At 52.7% G+C, this 16619-nt stretch carries 12 protein-coding genes and 3 pseudogenes; 12 read left to right on the top strand and 3 right to left on the bottom strand.

Annotation, left to right across the window (positions count from 1 at the left end; all coding sequences use genetic code 11):
* Positions 1 to 133 precede the first annotated feature (133 nt).
* The 11 genes and pseudogenes from ACM6IQ_RS02750 (at position 134) to ACM6IQ_RS02700 (ending at position 12419) form a co-directional block, all read left to right on the top strand.
* Positions 134 to 1309: an efflux RND transporter periplasmic adaptor subunit gene (locus ACM6IQ_RS02750; RefSeq protein WP_192418014.1), complete on the top strand. Its 1176-nt coding sequence runs from the start codon at positions 134 to 136 to the stop codon at positions 1307 to 1309.
* Positions 1306 to 4512: an efflux RND transporter permease subunit gene (locus ACM6IQ_RS02745; protein WP_192418013.1), complete on the top strand. Its 3207-nt coding sequence runs from the start codon at positions 1306 to 1308 to the stop codon at positions 4510 to 4512. Before ACM6IQ_RS02750 ends, ACM6IQ_RS02745 begins: the two co-directional genes overlap by 4 nt.
* On the top strand, positions 4509 to 6038 hold the full coding sequence (locus ACM6IQ_RS02740) for an efflux transporter outer membrane subunit (RefSeq protein ID WP_414878027.1): 1530 nt from the start codon (positions 4509 to 4511) through the stop codon (positions 6036 to 6038). The genes ACM6IQ_RS02745 and ACM6IQ_RS02740 overlap by 4 nt, the downstream gene beginning before the upstream one ends.
* Positions 6039 to 6136: 98 nt before the next feature.
* Positions 6137 to 7225 carry an NADH:flavin oxidoreductase gene (locus ACM6IQ_RS02735; RefSeq protein WP_192418011.1) on the top strand — a complete coding sequence of 363 codons (1089 nt, stop codon included), beginning with the start codon at positions 6137 to 6139 and terminating at the stop codon, positions 7223 to 7225.
* A gap of 181 nt (positions 7226 to 7406) precedes the next feature.
* A pseudogene (locus ACM6IQ_RS02730) lies at positions 7407 to 8228 on the top strand (cache domain-containing protein); the annotation flags it as partial.
* A gap of 36 nt (positions 8229 to 8264) precedes the next feature.
* Positions 8265 to 9086, top strand: a complete 822-nt coding sequence (locus ACM6IQ_RS02725) for a methyl-accepting chemotaxis protein (RefSeq protein WP_412548224.1) — start codon at positions 8265 to 8267, stop codon at positions 9084 to 9086.
* A 94-nt stretch (positions 9087 to 9180) separates the two neighbouring features.
* Positions 9181 to 9486, top strand: coding sequence for an antibiotic biosynthesis monooxygenase family protein (locus tag ACM6IQ_RS02720; protein ID WP_192418009.1), 306 nt, complete (start codon positions 9181 to 9183; stop codon positions 9484 to 9486).
* A complete protein-coding gene (locus ACM6IQ_RS02715) occupies positions 9483 to 9836 on the top strand; it encodes a LysR family transcriptional regulator (protein WP_414878026.1) in 354 nt (117 codons plus the stop codon). Before ACM6IQ_RS02720 ends, ACM6IQ_RS02715 begins: the two co-directional genes overlap by 4 nt.
* Before the next feature lie 6 nt (positions 9837 to 9842).
* Positions 9843 to 10616 (top strand): annotated as a pseudogene (locus ACM6IQ_RS02710) (MCP four helix bundle domain-containing protein); the annotation flags it as partial.
* 102 nt (positions 10617 to 10718) lie between these two features.
* Positions 10719 to 11474: pseudogene (locus ACM6IQ_RS02705) on the top strand (methyl-accepting chemotaxis protein); the annotation flags it as partial.
* A 33-nt stretch (positions 11475 to 11507) separates the two neighbouring features.
* The gene (locus tag ACM6IQ_RS02700; protein ID WP_192418007.1) at positions 11508 to 12419 is read left to right on the top strand and encodes a LysR family transcriptional regulator; all 912 of its coding nucleotides are present in this window, start codon (positions 11508 to 11510) and stop codon (positions 12417 to 12419) included.
* Positions 12420 to 12478: 59 nt separating this feature from the next.
* Here ACM6IQ_RS02700 and gstA read toward each other — a convergent pair whose 3' ends face one another.
* From gstA to ACM6IQ_RS02685, 3 genes are all read right to left on the bottom strand, one after another.
* Complete coding sequence (gene gstA, locus ACM6IQ_RS02695) at positions 12479 to 13081, bottom strand: glutathione transferase GstA (protein ID WP_414878025.1); 603 nt, start codon at positions 13079 to 13081, stop codon at positions 12479 to 12481.
* A gap of 12 nt (positions 13082 to 13093) precedes the next feature.
* Positions 13094 to 13963 carry a glutathione-dependent disulfide-bond oxidoreductase gene (gene yghU, locus ACM6IQ_RS02690; protein ID WP_192418005.1) on the bottom strand — a complete coding sequence of 290 codons (870 nt, stop codon included), beginning with the start codon at positions 13961 to 13963 and terminating at the stop codon, positions 13094 to 13096.
* 265 nt (positions 13964 to 14228) lie between these two features.
* Positions 14229 to 15251 (bottom strand): SMP-30/gluconolactonase/LRE family protein, encoded by a 1023-nt coding sequence (locus ACM6IQ_RS02685; RefSeq protein ID WP_192418004.1) that lies wholly within the window; start codon positions 15249 to 15251, stop codon positions 14229 to 14231.
* 251 nt (positions 15252 to 15502) lie between these two features.
* On the opposite strand from ACM6IQ_RS02685, the gene ACM6IQ_RS02680 reads away from it, so the two are divergent.
* Positions 15503 to 16417 carry a LysR family transcriptional regulator gene (locus ACM6IQ_RS02680; protein ID WP_192418003.1) on the top strand — a complete coding sequence of 305 codons (915 nt, stop codon included), beginning with the start codon at positions 15503 to 15505 and terminating at the stop codon, positions 16415 to 16417.
* Positions 16418 to 16619: the final 202 nt, after the last annotated feature.

Genomic DNA, 16619 nt, shown 5'->3' with positions numbered 1-16619 from the left:
TTACGCCATTTTGGTGCTGGCGAAAGGGGGTGATTATTCCAAACAAGGCAATAAATTTACCCAGGTTTTGATCTAGATGTCCATGCGAAGCGTGCTCAGACTCCAAGCTATCCAACTTGGCTAGGCACATCACATGAATCCCTTTAAGAAACATCATCTAGCGGTCCTGACGGTTGCCATCGCAGTGATTGGCGGTGGGAGTGTCCTCTTGAATAATGGTTCGCAGGTACGCGCAGAAGCAGCTGCGGCACTGCCGACCGTGAAGTACCAACCAGCACTGCAACGCGCGGTGTCGGACTCGCAGGATTACACCGGTCGCCTCGAAGCGGTGGACGTCGTAGACGTACGACCGAAAGTGCCGGGAACTTTGCTGACCGTGCATTTCAAGGCCGGTCAGCATGTTCGTCAGGGCGAGCTTCTTTTCACCATTGACCCGGCGCCGCTTGAGACCCAGGTGCGTCAGGCGCAGGCGAACCTATCCGTTACTGAAGAGCGCAAACGGCTTACTGAACTCGAGCAGGCTCGTGGGAAAAGGCTGATGGAGTCGAACTCAATCGCGCGCAGAGAGTTTGACGTGCTTGACAATGCGGCCCGAGAGGCAGCGGCATCTTTGAAAGGCGCGCAGGCTGCATTGGCTGAGGCTCAGTTACAGCTCAGCTACACGCAAGTGAAGGCGCCGATTGCAGGGCGTATCTCGCGCGCGGAAATCACGGCGGGCAACGTAGTGCGGGCAGGTGGGGATGCGACACCACTCACCCGAATTGTTTCTGACGACAAGCTCTACGCGTCTTTCAACGTGGACGAGCAGAGCTACCTGCGAATCATCGCACCCTCGCTGCAGGCCGGTGCGCAACCGGTGATCAAAGTTGGTCTTGCTAACGATAACGCCTTCCCCTATGCGGCCATCATCGAGGCGATCGATAACCAGATGGATACTCGCTCGGGAACAGTGCGAGTTCGCGCCAGGATTGACCGTGTGAGCCCCGAAATGCTCCCGGGTCTCCAGGCAAGAGTTCGTCTTCAGGGTGGGAAGCCGTACAACGCCGTGATGGTCGACGATGCCGTCGTGGGCACCGACCAGGACCGCAAGTACGTGCTGATCGTGAACGCTCAGAACAAGGTCGAACGGCGTTTCGTCGAGCTCGGCGTTCTCCAGGGAAAAGAACGGGTTCTGCGCAGCGGAGTTGAAGCGGGTGCCAGAATCATTGTGGACGGTGCATTCCGAGCTCCACCGGGTTCCGAGGTGTCTGCGGTCGCCGCCGACGTTCAGAAGGAGCCTGCCAGTGCCTCCAACGGAGGCCGGTCGTGAACATCTCCAAATTCTTCATCGATCGCCCGATCTTTGCGTGTGTGCTATCGGCGCTTATCCTGCTTGCGGGGATCGTCTCGGCGTTCAATATGCCGGTGTCGGAATACCCGCAGGTCATTCCTCCCTCTGTTGTGGTGCATGCTCAATACCCGGGCGCGAACGCCAAGACCATCGCGGAAACAGTTGCGGCACCACTGGAGCAGTCCATTAACGGCGTGCAAGACATGCTGTACATGGATTCGAAAGCCAGCGGTGACGGGCACCTGTATCTGACGGTGACTTTCAAGCTTGGAACCGATCCCGATAAAGCTCAACAGTTCGTGCAGACGCGTGTCTCCCAGGCTCAAGCGCGACTTCCAGAGGATGTTCAACGGCTGGGCGTTACAGCTATTAAGAACTCGCCCATCATCACCATTGCCGTACACATGGTTTCGCCGAATGGCACCTACGACAATAACTACGTGAGCAACTACGCCATCCTCCACGTGAAGGATCGTTTGGCAAGAATTGCAGGCGTTGGTGAAGTGTCGATCTGGGGGCCTGGTGGTTATGCCATGCGTGTGTGGCTGAACCCGGCCGCGCTGGCTGAGCGTGGTCTTAGCGCCAACGATGTTGCCGACGCTATTCGTCGTCAAAACATTCAGGCTGCAGTCGGTACCATCGGCAGCGCACCTACGCCTTCGGACACTGCATTCCAGCTTAACGTCAACGCCGATGGGCGACTCAAAACCCCTGAAGAGTTCAAAAGCATTGTCATCAAGTCCGATGCTCGAGGGGCAATTACTCGACTGGGAGATGTTGCCCGCGTAGAGCTCGGCGCCGAGGATTACGGCATCCGCGCAACACTGGACAACGCACCTGCGGTCGCGGTGACCGTGCAAGAAGCTCCCGGAGCCAACTCGCTAGAAATTTCTCGCGAAGTGCATCGGGTCATGAAGGAGCTCGAAAAGGACTTTCCACAAGACCTCATCTACCGAGTTGTCTATGAGCCGAGCCGTGCGGTTCAGAGTGGTATCGATGCTGTTATCGAAACGCTCTTGGAGTCCGTGGCGCTGGTGGTGCTGGTCGTATTTCTGTTCCTGCAGACATGGCGCGCGTCGATTATCCCTTTGCTGGCGGTACCGATCTCGATCATCGGCACGTTTACCTTCCTACTGCTGGCAGGGTACTCCATCAACACGCTTTCGCTATTCGGCCTGGTGGTAGCGATCGGCATTGTGGTCGACGATGCCATCGTGGTAGTCGAGAACGTGGAGCGAAACATCGCGCGCGGGCTGAATCCCCGTGAGGCGACGTATCAGGCGATGCGGGAGGTTAGTGGCCCTATCATTGCCATCGCTCTTACGCTGTCCGCTGTCTTCCTGCCGCTGGCCTTCCTCAGTGGCTTGACCGGGGAGTTCTACAAACAGTTCGCGGTCACCATCGCCATTTCCACACTGATCTCTGCCGTCAACTCGCTGACATTGTCTCCAGCACTCTCGGCTTTGCTGTTGAAGGGACATGGCGAGGCTCCTGATGCCGTGACCCGTGTGACGCAAAAGCTGTTTGGCCGCTTCTTCGGACGCTTCAATCGGACGTTTGATCGTGCATCCGTTGGATACGGAGGCAGCATTGGTGGTCTGGTCAAGCATAAGGGCGCAATGCTCGTGGTGTACGCGGGACTGCTATGCGCTACCTGGTGGCTCACCGGTCATGTTCCAGGTGGTTTTGTGCCTGCACAGGACAAAGAATACCTGGTTAGCCTCGCTCAGTTGCCGGAGGGATCGACACTGGATCGCACCGAAGCAACCATGAACCTGATGAACGAGATCGCGCTCAAGCATCCTGCGGTCATGGGGACGTCGGCCTACAGCGGCCTTTCGATCAACGCCGTGACGAAAAGCTCCAGCACTGCGCTGAGCTTCGTCCTGCTCAAGCCGTTCAAAGATCGCCAAGGTATCAGCGCAAATCAGGTGGCGGCCGATCTTGCCCGTGAATTCAGCACCATCGGTAACGCTTTCACCGGCATTTTTCCACCTCCGCCGGTTTATGGTCTGGGAACACTTGGGGGCTTCAAACTACAGATCGAAGATCGATCGGACCTCGGCTATGAAGAGCTCTACAAAGCGACTCAGGCTTTCATAAAAAAAGCATCCGAAGCGCCAGAACTCGGTCCGCTGTTTTCAACCTACACGGTAAACGTTCCTCAGCTGAAGATTGACATCGACCGTGCGAAAGCGCTGCAGCTCGGCGTGGACACGCCGGCGATATTCGACACGTTGCAAGCCTTCCTTGGCTCGTACTACGTCAATGACTTCAACTTCCTGGGGCGTGTCTATCAAGTACGCATGCAGGCCGACAATCAATTCCGCTCCAAACCGGATGACATTGGGCAACTGCACGTACGCAGCGAGTCAGGGCAAATGATTCCGCTTGCCTCGGTGGCGAAGGTGTCTCAGACCTATGGTCCGGATCAAGTCGTTCGATACAACGGTTTTACCGCTGCTGACATTGGCGGAAGTCCGGCTCCAGGCTACTCATCGGACCAGGCCATGGCCGCGATCCAAAGGATCGCCACTGAAACGTTGCCAGCGGGCATGACCTATGAATGGACCGACCTGACGTATCAACAAATTATTGCAGGTAACACCGCGATCTGGATTCTTCCGCTCTGCGTGCTCCTTGTGTTCTTCGTTTTGGCCGCCCAGTACGAAAGCCTGACGTTGCCGCTGGCCATCATCCTGATCATCCCGATGAGCATCTTCTCCGCATTGCTCGGGGTGTGGCTCACAAAGGGCGACAACAACATCTTCACGCAAATCGGTCTCATCGTGCTGGTGGGTCTGGCGTCGAAAAACGCCATCCTGATTGTCGAGTTTGCCCGTGAGCTGGAGATGGCCGGGATGTCCACGGTGAAGGCAGTGATCGAAGCCTGTCGTCTGCGTCTGCGGCCGATCCTGATGACTTCAATGGCCTTCATCATGGGCGTCATTCCTCTCGTTCTGTCCACAGGGGCAGGTGCAGAGATGCGCCAGGCGATGGGTATTTCGGTGTTCTTCGGAATGATTGGCGTCACGCTGTTCGGTCTGTTCCTCACACCGCTGTTTTACGTGGTCGTGCGGGCGCTTGGCGGCAGCAAACCCTTGCGCTCTGCAGCGCATCACGAAGCCCCGGCCCTCGTCCCTCATCATCTTGAACAGAAGCAGCCGGAGAGTCTGGTATGAGCAACCGAAACCACGCACGCCTGCCAGGGGCACGGGTAAACAGAAGTGCAATTGCACTCGCAGTCGGTGTGTCGCTTCTGTCGGCGTGCTCGATGACGCCCGTCGAGAACAGACCGGACATCGATGTGCCAGCGAATTATGCGGAGTACGATCACCGGGCATTTGTAGCATTGAAGTCCACCGAAGAACCTGGGCGCTGGCAGCCAGCTGAACCTGCGGACCAGCAAAAACCTTCTCCGTGGTGGAAGGTACTGGGCGACTCGACGCTGGAGCAACTGGAAGAGGAGGCCCTTGTAGCCAATCCCGATGTCACCATCGCAATGGCGCGGCTCAAGCAATCCCGGGCCCTCACTGCTCGAAGCCAGGCGGCCCGTTTCCCGGACGTTGACCTCGGTTTCGGCCCAACTCGTCAGCGCACTTCAGGTGCAGCTGACGGGTACGGGGATGGCGCACCCGGAACCACTCAAACACTATGGCGGGCGCAGGCAACCGTTGCCTACGAAGTAGACCTTTTTGGTCGTGTCTCGGCTGGGGTCGCAGCCGCTCAGGCTGATGCGGATCAGCAGCAAGCATTGGCCCACCAGATGTTGCTGCTTGTTCAGGCCGACGTCGCCAGAACCTACTTCAGCCTCCGTCAACTGGAGGGCGAACATCGCCTGCTACGGGAAACCGTGAAGCTTCGCGAAGACACCGAGACACTGCTGCAGCGAAGGCTGAATGACGGCGACGTGGCCAGCTATGTTGTCGATCAGGCAAAAACAGAACTGTTCTCTGCCCGGGCTGAACAATTAGCAGTCGAACGCCAGTACGCACTGACGGCGCACGCGTTGGCGACGTTGCTGGGCAAGCCTCCGGCGTCGTTTACGCTTGAGCCAAAACCCCTGGAATACGTCACCGTTCAGATTCCGCCAGGTATCCCATCGACGTTGCTTGAGCGTCGGCCGGACATCGCAGCCGCAGAGCGAGCCATGGCCGCCGAGAACGCCAGGATCGGCGTGGCGAAGGCTGCCTTTTTTCCTTCGCTCTCGCTGACCGGGGCTGTGGGCTATGAGTCGACGGATCTGGGAAACCTGACCAATTGGTCGCAGCGAACATTCCTCCTAGGTCCTTTGGTAGGAACGGCCTTGAGCCTACCTATCTTTGATGGCGGAAGACGCGAGGCCGACATTGATCGCGCCCGCGCCCTTTATGACGAGCGGGTCGGTGAATATCGCAAAACGGTACTCCAAGCCTTCCGCGAGGTTGAGGACTCATTGGTGTCCATCAGGACACTCGACGAGCGAATCGGCCATCAACGCGGTGGAGAAGAAGCATCGTCGCGTGTCGCACGGTCTGCGCAGCAAAGATTCGATGAGGGCGATGTCGACTATCTCGTGGTGGTTGATGCGCAGCGCACCCTACTGCGCAGTCAGCAATCGCTTATCCAGTCAGAAGGCGAGCGTGCTCGAGCGACCGTAGATCTGGTGCGCGCACTCGGCGGCGGCTGGCAAGTCGGCGACGCTGAGAAGTCCGGGACGAAAGGCTGATAGGGAAGGGGGCGAAGGGCCATTCGAACTTGTCTGGCCTTTACCCAACCCTACCGGTCGATCTTGGTAAGACACACTTGGCAGTTGGAGATTTTTACATGTCCGTCTCAGATTTATTCAAACCGCTCACTCTCTTGCATGGTCCAGCAATGCGAAACCGTTTCATGCTGGCCCCGCTTACCAATCAACAGAGTGGGCGTGACGGTTTCGCGTCTGAATTCGATCAGGAATGGATCAGACAGGTTGCGCAAGGGGGTTACGCATTGATGCAAACCTGCGCCACGCACGTCGAGGAAACGGGTATTGGATTTGACCGACAGTTGGGCATCTTCAGCGACGCTCATTTGCCAGGTTTGACGCAGATGGCCACTTCGATCCGCGAAGGTGGTGGTCTCTCTGCGGTGCAATTGCACCATGCGGGACATCGTGCAAATCCGTTGTTGGGAGGCGTTCCAGCGCCTGCTTCCGATTACACCGTGCCGGGTGTCAGAGCGCTGCCGACTGAAGAAGTAGAACGCATTCGCGATAGCTTTATTACCGGCGCCAAAAGAGCAGAACTGGCAGGGTTTGATGGTGTTGCAGTGCATGGTGCTTTCGGGTGGATCCTGTCGGAGTTCATGTCCCCGCAATTCAACGACCGGACCGATAAATACGGCGGTAGTATCGAGAATCGCGCCCGCCTCACGCTCGAGGTCATCGAGGGTATTCGGCGCGAATGTGGCCCTGAATTTCAAATCGGCTGGCGTTTGTCGGTCGAGCGCTACGGGCTGCGTCTGGAGGAATTGCGCGATATTACTGCAGACATACTTGATCGAGAGTTGATCGACTATCTGGACCTGGCCCTTTGGGACTCCGCTCAGATCGTGCAAGACGGTACGTTCAAAGGACAGAGCATGCTGAGTGTTTTCACAGAGCTTCCACGCAGAGGTGTAAGGATAGGAACAGCAGGCAAGATCATGAGCGCCCAACGCGCCGGGCAATTAATGGATGAAGGATGCGACTTTGTGTTGATTGGTCGGGCCGGCATTCTTCAGCGCGACTTCCCTCTTCAAGTAGAGGCAGACCCCTTCTACGACAGTCCAAAACTTCCAGTGACGGCTGACTATTTGCGCAAGGGTGGGTTGAGCGAGCGATTCATCAATCATATGCGCGGATGGCAGAGCTTTGTTCAACGTGGAAGTTTGTGAGATCCAGGGCGTAAGCAACGTTGCTCGGAATTAAACGACGGGCACTGGATAAATGTCTGGTGTCCACTCTATTGATCAATAAGCGCTTTTAAGGGTTGGTTGAGTAATTCAGTTTTTATCATCTAAAAATATTAACATAAGAAAAAAACGATGGTTTTTATCCTATTAAGGGGAGGGCGCTGTGTTTCTAAAATTTCGCAGTAAAGTCATATTGCTTGCCGTTATTCCAAGCCTTTCTTTGGCACTGGTCATCAGCGGAATAATTTGGTTTGTATTGCAAAGTCTGGCTGCAGAAGAGGTCGAGCAGGCTAGGGAATTGCTTCTGGAAGAGCGCAAACTTGCCCTCAAGAATTATCAGCAAATCGCAGAGGCGGCTATCAAGCCAATTTACGATGCCTCTGAGCAGGGGGATATGGAGGCTCGCAAACAAGCCATTGCCATTCTCAAGACTCTTCAATTCGACAAAGCGAGCTACTTCGCTGGGTATACGTCCGGCAGCGTGCGTGTTTTTTGGTCTGATAAGGACCAGGATATAGGGAAGGATTTTTCGGACGTCAAGGATGCCAACGGGATCTATGTGATTCGCGGCCTGGTCGCAGCCAGTAAATCAGGGCCAGCATTTTTTAGCTACGACTGGCCAACGCCGGGCAGTGACAAGCCAGTTCCAAAGATCGGTTATTACCACTACCTTCCTAAATGGGACCTGTCGTTTGGCACTCAAGTCAATCTGGATGACGTAGAAGAACGTGTACAGGTCATTGCGACATCGATGCAGACACGATTGGGTGCTTCTGCCGCAATGATCGTAACTGTGGTGGCGTTGCTGCTGCTCATCGTTGCAGTCGTAGCTGCTGTCCTGGGTAATGGTCTGGTTAAACCTATCCTAGCAATCAAGCAGAATCTCGATGATATAGCGGCCGGAGACGGAGATCTCACACGCCGTCTACCCGACGGAAACGACGATGAACTAGGAGCACTGTCGAAGTCGTTTAATCGATTTGTCGAAAAAATTCGTGGACTGGTCCGACAGATCTCCGAGATGACAGATCAATTGGCACTGTTGGTCGACAATGTATCTGTGCAGGCCTCTCGTTCCGAAAAAGCAATGACTGGGCAGCGACTTGAGACCGATCAGGTTGCCACTGCCATTCACGAAATGTCCGCGGCAGCTCATCAGGTTTCTGCCAGCGCGCAAAGTGCCTCGCAGGCTGCCCGCGAAGGCTCCGATGTGAGCAGCGAAGCCAAGTCTGTAGTGAACAAGAGCATCGCCAGCATTCATGAACTGATTTCGGATGTTAACCAAACGAGTGCTTCGCTCGATAACCTCCGTTCAGATGTTCATTCGATCGCGAGCGTTGTGGACGTTATCCGATCAATTGCTGAACAGACGAACCTACTGGCGCTCAATGCTGCAATTGAGGCAGCGAGAGCCGGAGATGCTGGCCGTGGATTTGCTGTAGTGGCAGATGAAGTACGAGCGCTTGCCAGTCGTACCCAACAAAGCACCGTAGAGATCAACGAGATGATCAGTTCATTGCAGCGCGGCGCCGAAGAAGCGGTGGTTGCCATGGAGCGTTCCAGTGAGTCCGGCAAGATCACTGGGAAGCTGGCCAATCAGGCCGGAGAGTCATTGGACTCGATTGCGCTATTGATCGAAACCATCAATGACATGAATGCGCAAATTGCCAGCGCTTCAGAAGAACAGACGTCGGTTGCCGAGGAAATCAATCGCAGCATGACCGCTATTGCCCACGCAGTGGATTCTGTAGCAGATGATGCGTTGGTCGGTGCGAACACAGCACAAAAACTTACGGAACTCGGCGAGCGACTAAGGATGCAGGTCAAGCAATTCAAGATTTGATGGATTTTTGAAGTGTGAAACCTTCCATACTTATATTCGGCGTTACAGTTTTGTCCTGAGACGCAGATTGAAGTAATTAAATAGGGGCACTGCCATGTTAATCAACGCTGTCAGCACTCTTGAAATCGAAATCACGGAGGGCAATGTAAGCGCGTTCAGATGCTGCGTTGTCAACTATATATCTAGATTTGAAAAGTTGCCCGGCTGCTTAGCATACGGGTTAACTAATAGTGCGTTGTATCCTAACCTTTGGTTACTTAGTGGCTATTGGGAAAACAAGGAAGCGATGCGAGCTCATTTTATCGCTTCAGAGTTCAACGCATTGATTTGGATGATTGGCAGGCGTTCACTGGGCGTTCGATTTGCCAGCTACTTTCCGCACACTGGCGGAGAAGCATGATGCCAATTGATCAAACGATCTTCCACAAGTTTGACCTCAATTCGTTAGTCACGTTTCTGGTGGTTTATCAGGAGAGAGGTGTATCCAAAGCGGCCAAAACGCTGAAAGTGACGCAACCTGCAGTCAGCAATGTGCTGAGCAAACTACGGGCAAGATTTAACGATCCGCTCTTCATCCCTTGTGGCCGAGTGGTGCGACCGACCCATAAGGCAGATCTGATCGCTGAAGTGCTGGGACCCGCGATGATCATCGTGCAAGCGCTCATCACTCAGGATGCGATAGACAAAGTAGCTGTATGCCCGACTACACAACAGATGAAAGCTGGAAATTTCAGCCTGACAGGAAAATAAATAAACATGTTTGCCAAGTATAAATTCTCAACGAAATTGCAGAGTGCTTTTTTTTTATGTGCCTGTATCACGCTGCTCGTTGGATCAATTGGAATTACGGGAGTTGGACGGTTAGCAGATGCGCTGTCGAAGACCTATTCTGAGGATCTGATAGCGGTCTCCAGCGTGGGAAATATTTTGAGCGGGGTGACGGCACACAATCGGGGGGTTTATCGCTTAATAAGCGCCAAGGCACTGAATGCTCCCGAGGCCGATATCCAAAGACTGCATAGCGAAATAACGAACAGCCTTGACACTGTAGAACGGACGTTGAGCGCTTCGCGCGACCTTCTCCAGGGCAAAGATAAAGATGTTTTCAAGAATATTGACGAGCGCTGGTCGAGCTATATCGCAACCTCTCGCAAAGCACTCGAGCATATCAATAATGGTGAAATCGAGATTGCACAGAAGCAGCTTGATAACGGGAACCTTCAAGTATTTCGAGAGCTGCGACAGTCTTTGCGAGAAATGGTGACTCACAATGACAAAGGGATTCAGGACGGCGCCAAACGGGCCATGGAGCTGCGTCAGACTGTTTTCTCTCAGTTAATCATCGGCATCGTTGCCGCCTTTTTATTTGCCTTGGGCACTGGCGTCATCATTACGCGCATGATCACCCGCCCTCTGGCCGAAGCTGTGGCAAGTGCCGAGCGTATTGCCAGTGGCGATCTCACGCATCCGATCTGCACTGAGCGCTCTGATGAGGCAGGCCGACTCCTGGCCGCGTTGAGCGACATGCAGATCAGTCTCAAGAATACATTGCTGGAAATTGCGAGCGCAGCGGATCAACTGGCTACATCCTCAGAAGAACTGAGTGCGGTCACCGATGAGAGTACACGTAGCCTGATCCGGCAAAATGATGAGATTCAACAAGCCGCGACTGCTGTCACTGAGATGACCAATGCTATAGAACACGTGGCTACAAATGCGGTCTCCACATCGGATGCCTCACGACACGCTACAGACGAGGCGGAGGATGGGCGCAACCAGGTTGAGCGGACAGTCGACGGCATTCATATCGTGCTAAGTGATATTCAGAGGTCATCCGAGACAGTTACTGATTTGGCTTCTCGTGTGCACAACATCAGTGGGGTTCTGGATGTTATCCGCAGCATCTCTGAACAGACCAATTTACTGGCGTTGAACGCCGCGATTGAGGCAGCGCGCGCTGGCGAGCAGGGGCGAGGATTTGCAGTGGTCGCCGATGAAGTTCGTGCGCTGGCTCATCGAACGCAAGCGTCAACAGTCGAGATTGAAACCATGATTGGCGCGGTGAAGACCGATGCCGACAGCGCGGTCGCCGCGATGGGCAAGAGTCTTGCGGTGGCAACGGCTACCCAGAATAAAGCGCGCCAGGCAGGCACCGCGCTCGAGCAAATCGCACGCAACGTTTATCAGATCAACGAACGTAACCTGGTGATTGCCTCCGCCTCCGAACAACAGGCGCAAGTCGCTCGCGAAGTCGACAAAAATCTACACAACATCCAACAGCTGTCTGAACAAACCACTGCCGGAGCGAACCAGACGGCAGGATCCAGTCGAGAACTGTCCCACCTTGCGGCCTCATTCAATATGATGGTTTCGAAATTCAAACTGTAAAAAGCTATTGGCTCCGCGCACTCAAGGAACAATATGAACAAATTCCAAGCAATGGAGGTGTTCGTCCAGGTGGTGGATACCGGCGGATTCAATCGTGCGGCTGAAAACCTGAAGCTTCCCAAGGCAACCGTCACCACCCTGATACAGTCGTTGGAAACTTCTCTATCGGTGAAGTTGTTGAACCGGACCACGCGCCACGTCAGTGTGACTTCCGATGGTGCTGTCTACTATGAGCGGTGCTTACAGATACTTTCAGACGTTCGCGATGCGGAGGATTCTTTAATACAAAGCCGCCGGAATCCATCGGGGCGTCTGCGCGTCGATGCTCCTACCGGCCTGGCCAGCGACGTGATCATTCCTGCTCTTCCTGACTTCTTCGCGTTGTACCCGGATATCCGATTGGAACTGGGTTGCAGCGATCGTCCGGTTGACCTGGTGGAAGAGGGCGTGGATTGTGCCATACGTGGTGGTCGCCGTTTGGCTGACTCACGGTTGATTGCGCGACGGGTTGGAACAATGAATTACGTCACTTGCGCCTCACCCGCATATCTGGAGCAACACGGGCGACCAACGCACCCCGACGATCTTGTGCATCATCGTTGTGTGAACTACTTCTCCTCCCGTGGGGGTAAACCATTTGATTGGTATTTCACGCGAGGCGACGAAAGTGTTCAGGTCGCGCTATCCAGTCACATTGCGCTTAGCGACAGTTATGCTTATACCTCCGCGGGCCTGTCAGGGCTGGGCATTGTGCAAATGGCCAATTTTCTGATGACACCCTTTATCGAGGACGGACGATTAATTCCAATACTGGAAGACTGGACCAATGAGCCCCTGCCGATTCATGTCGTATATCCACAGAACCGTCACCTTTCGGCCAAGGTTCGCGTGTTTGTAGAGTGGATCGCAGATTTGTTTTCCAATCATCCGACGATGCGCGAATAAAGACCTGCAAAACTCCACATTACAAATTGCCATGGAGCTTTGCAGGGGCGCTTATCTAATTAAAGCTGTTCGGCTGCCAAAGCATCGCGAACACTTGGCCGCGTCCCCATTCGTGCCATGAATTTCTGAATGGAGGTGTATTTGGATAGGTCAATATTCACTCTTGGTGCCCAAGTCAAAACATTATACAAGTAGGCATCCGCGATTGAAAATGTGTCGCCTAAAACATAATCGTTGTTAGTCAGGTGCTTTTCAATATAGTCAAAATGAGGACCCATATAGCCTTCCGCAAAGCGACTCTTCGACGCTCCATCCACAAACGACGAAAACATCACGCCCATGCCTTTATGCAAATCAGAAGCCACAAAGTTTAACCATTCCAGGGCCTTATAGCGCTCCCGGGTACCAAATTCAGGTAAAAGTCTACGCTCAGGGTTGCCATCTGCAATCCATTGCAAAATCACCGTCCCTTCAGTGAGGACGTCACCGTTCTTCAATTTTAAGGCAGGCACGTAGCCTTTTGGCGTTACCTCGTAGTAATTACCTTCAACAGTTGTTTTGGTGGCGAAGTCGACTTTGATAAGTTCAAACTTCTGCTCGGACTCGCGCAATGCGATTTGTGAAGCAAGACCGCAAGAGCCAGGCGCAAAATACAGTTTCACAGTACCTTCCTTCTATTTTATCAACGATTCAAAATCACGTGCATCATGACGCTCTCGCAAGAACTCGCCCGGAGCTCCAGAGGTGCGGTTAACGACTTTGCCGCGCGCAACTGCGGGTCGAGCGGCAATCGCGTGATACCAGCGCAGCAGATGCTTGTATTCCTCTACAGCAAGGAACTCGTGTGTGGCGTAAACACCGTAAAGACTGCCGGGGTACCACGGCCAAACAGCCATATCTGCGATCGTATATTCGTCCCCCGCTAGGAATTCATTCGATGCCAGGTGGGTATCCAGAACATGTAACTGTCGCTTGGTTTCCATGGCATAACGATCGATCGCGTATTCGATCTTGATCGGCGCGTAAGCATAGAAATGGCCCAGGCCGCCGCCAACGAAGGGAGCGGATCCCATTTGCCACATCAGCCAGTTGAAAGTCTCGGCTCGCGCTCTGGGGTTAGTGGGCAGGAACGCGCCGAACTGCTCCGCAAGGTAGACCAGGATCGAGCCGCTCTCGAAAACCCGAGTAACGGGATCCGTTGTATGGTCCACAAGCGCTGGAATCTTGGAGTTGGGGTTGATATTGACGAAGCCGCTGCCGAACTGGTCTCCCTCGAAAATATCTATCAGCCATGCATCGTATTCAGCGCCTGAATGCCCTGCCGCAAGTAGTTCCTCCAGCATGATCGTGATCTTCTGACCATTGGGCGTTCCCTGCGAGTAAAGCTGTAGGGGGTGCTTACCTACCGGCAGCTCTTGTACGAACCGGGAACCTGATACCGGACGATTGATGCTGGCAAATTGGCCGCCGTAGGTGGACTTCGGACTCCAGACCTTAGCTGGCATATAACCTGCTGGCTGGTTCTCATGAGAATTGTCTGACATCGATTACTCCTTAGGTCGGAGACATTCAGAATGTTTAAAACGCTGTATGCAATATCATAAAGCGACTTGAAGAAAGTTGACGTCGAAATACTATCGAGGCTTGGAAGATTGATATATAGCGACTGGGCGAATTCACAATTCACCAAATTGAATAATGTGGTGGTGTGATGAGTGTTTTGAAGAGTGGACTAAGAGGTTTGATGCGAAGAAAGGAGGGGGAGACCCTCCTTTTGCTTTTTAGACGACATTAATTCGATTAGTGCGATTACCAATGTACCATCGGAAGTCCGGCGACGGGCGACTTAAAGTAAGCTATGCGGTCGTGCCTCAGGCTGCCAACATATACTGTAGAAAGGTCAACTCCACCGAATGTGATACTCGTGAACCAAGGAGAAATTTTTCCGCCACACGCGAGCATCAACTCAGCATTAGCCTTGTCTTCATCAAACGCTGCGAGCAGCTTTTTACCTGCCTCGCTTCCTTTGTCATCATCCAGAATTATTTTAAGTTCGCCATCAGGAGTAATTGCGAAAATTCTATCGAGCATAATGTGAGTGCCCCACAGATTGCCGAAAGAATCGAAAGCTATTCCATCGATAAAACCACGATGGTTATCAGGGCCAAAGACTTGGCGATCGGTCAGAGAGCCATCGTCGAGTACACGCAACCTTGAAACTCGCATTGCGCAGGTCTCGGCAACGTATAACCACTCTTCATTTGCATCTAGTCTGATCTCATTTGTAAAATGAAATCCATCTGCAACGACTCTCAATTTTCCATTTTCGTATAAGGCAATATAGCCGTCGCAGACATTGGGACTCATCGCCTCCATCCAGTTTTTTGTGCGTGTGGAGATGGTCATCCAGATCCGGTCTTTACTATCTCTTAGAACGAAATTTACCTTTCCTATCGGTAGGCTGTCTATCGAGTCTGCGAGTAAACTGAACGCTCCGGAGCGACTCATTAGTTCCAGTCGATCAGTCCCAAAATTCGAAATAATGATGTCGCCGTTACGAGCGAAAGCCAAGCCGTTTGGCAGACTACCCGTGGTTAACCTGGACTCTTCATCGTCAGATGACACTATTGATTGTGTAGCTGCTTCGCTAGGCAAAATCAGCGCTTGCCTACCGTCAGGTTGAATGTGAACGACGCCGCCGCGAGCATCAGCAGTCCATAATGATCCGTCGCGCTCTGCCAAAATACATTCAGGTCTATGGAGGTTGTGACCGATATATTTGATGGCAGATGGATCTACTTTAAATCCTTCCAGTGGGTTTAATGGGCGCATGAGCAACTCCTATTTGGTTGTTATGAGGTTTAGCGCAATTCAACAGGTCGATTTGGTATTTCATCACTAGGATTTATAGCAATAATTTGACGCTGAGTTTTCGTCGCTATCTTTCTATCAATAATTGCTGATCCGCGGGCTTAAGAAATTGAAAATTGGCAAGATCAAGCGTACCCTTCAACCTGAATCGATATAAATGGATTCTGTGAATACCAGCAATTCATGCGAAAAATATAAAAAGAGGCACAGGCATGCGATTTAACCGACTTGATTTGAACCAACTTGTAGCGCTCGATGCATTGCTGCGTGAAAAAAGTGTTTCTAAAGCGGCAGAGCATGTTTTTTTAAGTCAGTCCGCTATGAGTAACTCACTGACGCGCCTTAGAGAGTATTTCCAGGATGAGCTTTTGGTTCCCGCTGGAAGAAAAATGGTGATTACATCTCTTGGAGAACGTCTCGCTCCGGAAGTGCAATCAATCCTTATCAGGATTCAGGCGGTTACCCAGCTACGCGAAAATTTCGATATTTATACTTCAACTATCGAAATCTCGCTCATCGTCTCTGATTATATTTGTAGTACATTTATGCCTGCTGTGGTTAAGGCTGTTGCACTCGAAGCGCCCCACGTTAAGATTAGAATGACACTACTAAATGGCACCTATCTTGAAAAACTGGACAGGGGAGAGGTTGATTTTTTAATCGTCCCTGACCACTTTTCCCATAAATCCCACCCGACTGAACCGCTTTTTGAAGACAGGTTTTGCTGCGTCGCTTGGAACGAAAATACAGAGCTGCAAGGTAAAGTCACCTTTGAGGATTATCAGAAGCTTGGGCATGTTGTGACGCAAATCGGTGATGGGCGCACTACGTTGTTTGAGGACTGGTTTTTAGAAAAGCATGGAGATGTACGCAGAATAGAAATTGTTTGCCCGTATTTTAGTCTTTTGCCAAGCTTGGTTGTCGGAACGAATCGTATTGCGACCGTGCACTATCAGTTGGCACATCTATATCGAACGACATTCCCAATCGCGATTTATGACCTTCCTGTAGAAACCCCCGTTTTTCGAGAGTTGATCCAGTATCATAAGTCTTTTGAGAGTGATCAGGTTTCGGTATGGTTTCGGGACCTGTTGCGTAGAGTCGCGAGTACTATAACTGAAAGGTAATGAGCATTTAATTTGGCGGCGATATCGACTTTTCCGAACATCACCATCATCGACGGTTGATCGCAAATGTCGGGAGGCTGTTTTTGTAGCGATGGAGCTTGCTCCCGTTCACAGCGCAGCAATCGAATGCCCGAATGACGCGTTTTCAGCAGTAAAACGCGTCGGCTGGTTTGGGTGGCTTCGTCACCAAACGGGAGCAAGT

The sequence above is a fragment of the Pseudomonas sp. IT-P100 genome (assembly GCF_949767185.1).
Lineage (GTDB): Bacteria > Pseudomonadota > Gammaproteobacteria > Pseudomonadales > Pseudomonadaceae > Aquipseudomonas > Aquipseudomonas fluorescens_B.
Note: the sequence above shows the minus strand (reverse complement) of the source record. Positions and strands in the feature narration are given on the sequence as shown.